The sequence below is a fragment of the Rhodococcus mengyinensis genome (assembly GCF_048381435.1).
In the GTDB taxonomy this organism is placed as follows: domain Bacteria; phylum Actinomycetota; class Actinomycetes; order Mycobacteriales; family Mycobacteriaceae; genus Rhodococcus_F; species Rhodococcus_F opacus_D.
The window spans coordinates 241,267-246,521 of record NZ_JBLWIT010000161.1 but is presented as its reverse complement, the minus strand read 5'-3'; the positions used below and the strand labels follow the sequence as shown (position 1 = coordinate 246,521).

6 protein-coding genes are annotated in these 5,255 nt (G+C 68.5%); 2 read left to right on the top strand and 4 right to left on the bottom strand.

What is annotated here, in order from left to right; all coding sequences use genetic code 11:
* Positions 1-609 (top strand): malic enzyme-like NAD(P)-binding protein (locus tag ACNJ7E_RS43495; protein ID WP_418342675.1); only part of this gene is annotated, 609 nt, incomplete at its 5' end.
* Between the two features lie 85 nt (positions 610-694).
* On the opposite strand, the gene ACNJ7E_RS43490 is transcribed toward ACNJ7E_RS43495, so the two are convergent.
* From ACNJ7E_RS43490 to ACNJ7E_RS43475, 4 genes are read right to left on the bottom strand one after another with little or no spacing between them, the layout of a single operon-like run.
* Positions 695-1,396, bottom strand: a complete 702-nt coding sequence (locus ACNJ7E_RS43490; RefSeq protein ID WP_317568002.1) for an ABC transporter permease — start codon at positions 1,394-1,396, stop codon at positions 695-697.
* Complete coding sequence (locus ACNJ7E_RS43485; protein WP_005239327.1) at positions 1,393-2,091, bottom strand: ABC transporter permease; 699 nt, start codon at positions 2,089-2,091, stop codon at positions 1,393-1,395. The genes ACNJ7E_RS43490 and ACNJ7E_RS43485 overlap by 4 nt, the downstream gene beginning before the upstream one ends.
* Positions 2,092-2,095: 4 nt before the next feature.
* On the bottom strand, positions 2,096-3,253 hold the full coding sequence (locus ACNJ7E_RS43480; RefSeq protein ID WP_283332898.1) for an ABC transporter ATP-binding protein: 1,158 nt from the start codon (positions 3,251-3,253) through the stop codon (positions 2,096-2,098).
* Positions 3,254-3,263: 10 nt separating this feature from the next.
* Complete coding sequence (locus tag ACNJ7E_RS43475; RefSeq protein ID WP_280783515.1) at positions 3,264-4,238, bottom strand: ABC transporter substrate-binding protein; 975 nt, start codon at positions 4,236-4,238, stop codon at positions 3,264-3,266.
* A 143-nt stretch (positions 4,239-4,381) separates the two neighbouring features.
* On the opposite strand from ACNJ7E_RS43475, the gene ACNJ7E_RS43470 reads away from it, so the two are divergent.
* The coding region (locus ACNJ7E_RS43470; RefSeq protein ID WP_418342674.1) for an ABC transporter substrate-binding protein at positions 4,382-5,255 on the top strand (874 nt) is incomplete at its 3' end.

The window sequence follows — 5,255 nt, the reverse complement described above, 5'->3', positions numbered from 1 at the left end:
CTGCGGGTCGTCATCTCCGGTGCCGGCGCCGCCGGTGTCGCCTGCGCGAACATCCTGCTCGCCGCCGGGATCGCCGATGTCACGGTGCTCGACTCCAAGGGCATCGTGTCCAAGGATCGGCAGGATCTGAACGCGGTCAAGGTCGATCTGGCCGCACGCACCAACCCGGCCGGCCGCCGCGGCGGCACCGCCGAAGCCCTCAATGGGGCGGATGTGTTCCTCGGGGTGTCCGCGGGCACGGTGCCGGAGGAGCTGATCGCGACGATGGCGGAGGGTTCGATCGTGTTCGCGTTGTCGAACCCGGACCCGGAGATCCACCCGGACATCGCCCGCAAGCATGCGGCGATCGTGGCCACCGGGCGCTCGGACTTCCCGAACCAGATCAACAATGTGCTGGCCTTCCCGGGGGTGTTCCGGGGTGCGCTCGATGCCGGTGCCCGCCGGATCACCGAAGGTATGAAGCTCGCCGCCGCCGAGGCAATCCTCTCGGTCGTCGGTGACGAGCTGGCTGTAGACAAGATCGTTCCCAGCCCGCTCGATCCTCGCGTCGCCCCCGCTGTCGCGGAGGCAGTCGCCGCCGCTGCTCGCGCAGAAGGCGTCACCGACTAGCGAGAATCCGTCGAGCACCCCGATCCGGAACCCGCACCCACGGTTCCGGTGTCGGGGTGTTTGCCGTTGGGCGACATGTTCGCTATTACGCGCGTTCGGCGATCTGTTCGGCGCTCGGATTGCGGCGCAGGCGGCCGGTCCCGGGAACGGACGCCCACACCGCCAGCGCGAGCAGGCCGTCCACGACCAGAGCGAGGATCGTCACGAGCAGCGCACCGACAAGCACCCGGTCGTACTGGCGCAGGGCCAATCCGTCGAAGATGTAGCGGCCCAGGCCGCCGAGATTGACATACGCAGCAACCGTTGCAGTCGCGATGATCTGCAGGGTGGCGTTGCGCAGCCCGCCGAGCATGAGCGGCAGCGCATTCGGGGCCTCGACACGCGTGAGGACCTGCCACTCGGTCATCCCCATCGCGCGGGCGGCGTCCACGACCGTCCGGTCGACGTTCGCAACACCCGCGTACGTGCCCGCGAGCACCGGCGGGATTCCGAGGATCACCAGGGCGAGGATCGGCGGGATCAGTCCCAGTCCGAGCAGCAGCACCAGGAACGTCAGCAGACCCAGTGTCGGCAACGACCGGAGCGCGTTGACGAGACCGACCACGACCACGTCACCCTTGCGCAGATGCCCGATGATCAGACCGATCGGCACCGCGACCACCGCGGACAGTGCGACCGCCAGGAAGCTGTACCAGAGGTGCTCGAGGATGCGGGCGCCGATTCCGGTGCTGCCCGACCAGTTTCCCGGATCGACGATGTACTCCCATGCGCCGCCGAAGATGTTCACGAAGCCTCCCCTGCGGCCGGGGCCGCCGACTGTCCCGCGACCAGTGGCGTGCGCCGGACCTTCTGCTGCCGGGTCCACGGTGTCAGTGCCCGCCCGACCAGGAACAGCAGCAGGTCGAACGCGAGGGCCAGAACGACGATCGCGATGATCCCGGCGAGGATCTGGTCCGGATAGTCTCGCTGGTAGCCCTGGGTGAACAGCGTGCCGAGACCGCCGATCCCGATCAGCGAACCCACCGACACCAGAGAGATGTTGGTCACCGCCACCACTCGCACGTTCGCGACGAGAACGGGTAGCGCGAGGGGCAATTCGACGGTCAGGGCCCGGCGGAGCCGGGTGAAACCCATCGCGGTGGCGGAGTCGACGACGTCGGCGGGAACGGAGTCGAGGGCCTCGGGCACGGCGCGGATGAGCAGGGCGGTGGAGTAGATCGTCAGCGCGATCACCACATTGAGCGGGTCCAGGATCTGCAGTCCGACAACGGAGGGGATCGTCACGAACAATGCCAGCGACGGGATCGTGAACGCGATACCCGCGACGATCAGCGTGATCTTCCGCAGCCAGGACGCACCCCGGATCGCGGTCCCGACCGGGACCGCGATGAGTAACCCGATCAGCAGCGGAACCAGTGCGAGATAGAGATGGGTCTTCGTCAGGTCGACGACGACCGAGAAGTTGTCGATGAGCCATCGCATGGGATCACGGCCCGTCCGGGGTTGCCGGTGGGGCAGTGAAGTAGTGCTCACCCCTCGCGCGATCCTCGGCTGCCCGCTGCTCGGCCAGCTTCGCGATCACCTCGGAGCCGAGAATGCCGCCGGTGACCGTGCCGTCGGCGTCGACGGCCACTCCGATGCCCGACGGCGAGGAGATGGCCGCGTCCAGGGCCTGCCGCAGGTCGGCACCGGGGGAGAAGAGGGATCCGCCCGCCGCAGTGCATTCGGAGACGGGCCGTCCGGCCCGCGCCCCCTCGACGCCGGTGACGTCGATCCAGCCCCGCGGAACGCCCGCATCCGTGACGACCAGGACCCATTCACCTTGTTCGAGCCGGAGCCCGGGCAACTCCTTCTCGGTCGCCGTCCGGATGGTGTGCAGCGGAACCTGATCTGCCGTCCGGAACGACAGCCCGCGGTACCCGCGGTCGCGTCCGACGAACGAGGCGACGAAATCGGTGGCCGGCGCGGACAGCACCGTGTCGGGCGCGTCGTACTGCTGCAACCGGCCACCCGGCCCGAAGACGGCCACCCGGTCGCCGAGCTTGACGGCCTCGTCGATGTCGTGGGTGACGAACACGATCGTCTTGCGCATCTCGGCCTGCAGGCGCTGCATCTCGGCCTGCAGGTCTTCGCGGACAACGGGATCGACGGCGCTGAACGGCTCGTCCATCAGCAGGATCGGCGGGTCGGCGGCCAGCGCCCGCGCGACCCCGACGCGTTGCTGCTGCCCGCCGGACAGCTGCCCGGGATAGCGGGATGCCAGCGCCGGATCGAGTCCGACGCGTTCGAGCACCGCCAACGCGGCCTTGCGGGCGTTGCGTCGTGAGTCGCCGCGCAGCACCGGCACGGTCGCGACGTTGTCGACCACCGTGCGGTGCGGCAGCAGTCCCGCGCTCTGGATGACGTAGCCGATGCCGAGTCGGAGCTTCACCGCGTCGGTTTGGGCGATGTCGCGGCCGTCGACCGTGATCGTTCCCGCGGTCGGGGTGATCATCCGGTTGATCATCCGCATCGACGTGGTCTTGCCGCAGCCGGAGGGCCCGACGAAGACCGTGAACGATTCGGCGTCGATCTCGAGGTCGAGGTTGTCGACCGCCGTCGTGCCGTCCGGGTACTGCTTGGTGACTCCCGAGAATGTGATCACGGCAGGCTCCTCACGAGACCGGCTTGTCGAGCCCCTGGTCCGTCACCCACTGCTTCGCGGCCGCCGCCGGCTCGGTTTTCGCGTCACCCGACACGGAATCGTTGAGCGCGACAAGCTCTTCGGTGGTCAGCTTCGCCGACAGTGCGTCGAGCGCCCGGGTCAGCTTGTCCGAGGACTTGGTTGCGCGTACCACCGGCACGACGTTCTGCGCCGCGAAGTTGTTCTGCGGATCCGCGAGCACCACGAAACCGTTCTGCGCGATCGCCGGGGACGTCGTGAAGATGTCGGCGGCCGTGATCTGTCCCGACGCGAGGGCGTCCACCGTGGCGGGACCGCCGCCGTCGGCGATCGGGACGAAGTTGTCTGCTGTGATGTCGAGGCCGTACTTGGCCTTCAGGCCGGGCAGGCCACCGGGACGTTCCTGGAATTCGGCGGGAGCACCGAACTTCACCTCGTTCGAGTGCGCCGCGAGATCCGCGATGGAGGTGAGGTTCCAGCGCTGCGCCGTCTCCTTCGTGACGACGACGGCGTCCTTGTCCTCGGCCGGGGCCGGTGTGGTGATCGTCAGTTCCGAACCCAGCGCGGCAGGCAGCGCGGCGTCCACGTCGGCGGCGCTCGTGGCCGTCGAATCGGGGTCGAGATACTGCAGCAGGTTGCCCGTGTAGTCGGGGATGACGTCGATCGACCCGTCCTCGAGCGCAGGGATGTAGGCCTCACGGCTGCCGATGTTGAACTTCGTCGTCACGTCGAACCCGTTGGCGCGGAGGACCTCGGTGTAGATGTTCGCGACCGTCTCCGATTCGGGGAAGTTCGCGGATCCCACGATGATCGTGTTGGGGTCGTCACCCGATCCGTCGCCGCCGGCGGACAGGGGGTCGGATCCGCCGCCACCGCACGCCGCGAGCGACACGACGGCGACCGTCGCGAGAGCGATACTGCCAACGGAGCGGCGGGCGAAGCCCGACAGAATTCGTGAGGTGCGCATGAGCGTCCTTCCCGTTGTCACCGGCGCCGGACCTGCCGACGGAAGCCGGTGGACGCGTGTCCGCGCCATCGGTTGGCCAGTGTAACGATAGGGGCGGACAGAGCACGGTTTTCGACCAGCTCGAGGTAAACGAAAGGCTCGACGTGGCACACACACGGACAGACGGATCGGCCGAGCGCCCGGCGGCATGGTCCCGGGCCCTGATCGCCGGGTTCGCACTGCTGCTGGTCGCGGGGGCGGCGTCGGGATGCGCAGGCGGTGACACGACCCTCGACGGTTCCGCGGGGCAAGGGCAGGGCGAGATCGTGGTGGGAGCGGGTGACGGCGCGGAGAGCTGGATCCTGGCCGAAATCTATGCCGGTGCCCTGCGTTCGACCGGGGCGTCGGTCATCACCGACGGGGGACTCGGCGACCGGACCACGTACCTCGGACAGCTCGATGCCGGAAACGTCAACCTGGTGCCGGAGTTCACGGGCCGGTTGCTGCGCTACTACGACCCCGAATCGACGGAGACGGAACAGGACGAGGTGTTCGAGGCGTTGAGCAGGGCTCTGCCACAGGGGCTTTCGATCTCCGACTTCGCGGCCGCCGAGGACAGGTCGGCGCTGGCCGTGACCTCGCAGACGTCCGGGCAGCTGGATCTCACCACCCTGGACGAACTCGTTCCCTCGTGCACCACCAGTACAGCCGTGCTGGCCCCGGCGTTCGAGGCCGACGCGCTTCCCGACGTCACCGGCTGCACGTTCGCGCAGACCCGGACAGTGGCCGACGACGCGGCCGCCGTCGGCGAACTCGCCGCTCCGGCACCGTCGGACGGAGCCGTGCGGGTGGCCGGGGTGACCACCGCGTCACCGGACGTCTCGGACGCCGATCTGGTGCTGCTGGCGGACGACGAGCACGTGTTCACCGCACAGAACGTGGTGCCGCTGTTCCGGATCGGAACTCTCACCGAAGCCCAGCTGAAGGCACTCAACGTCGTGGCGGGTGAGCTGACGACCGCGGACCTGGCCGACATGA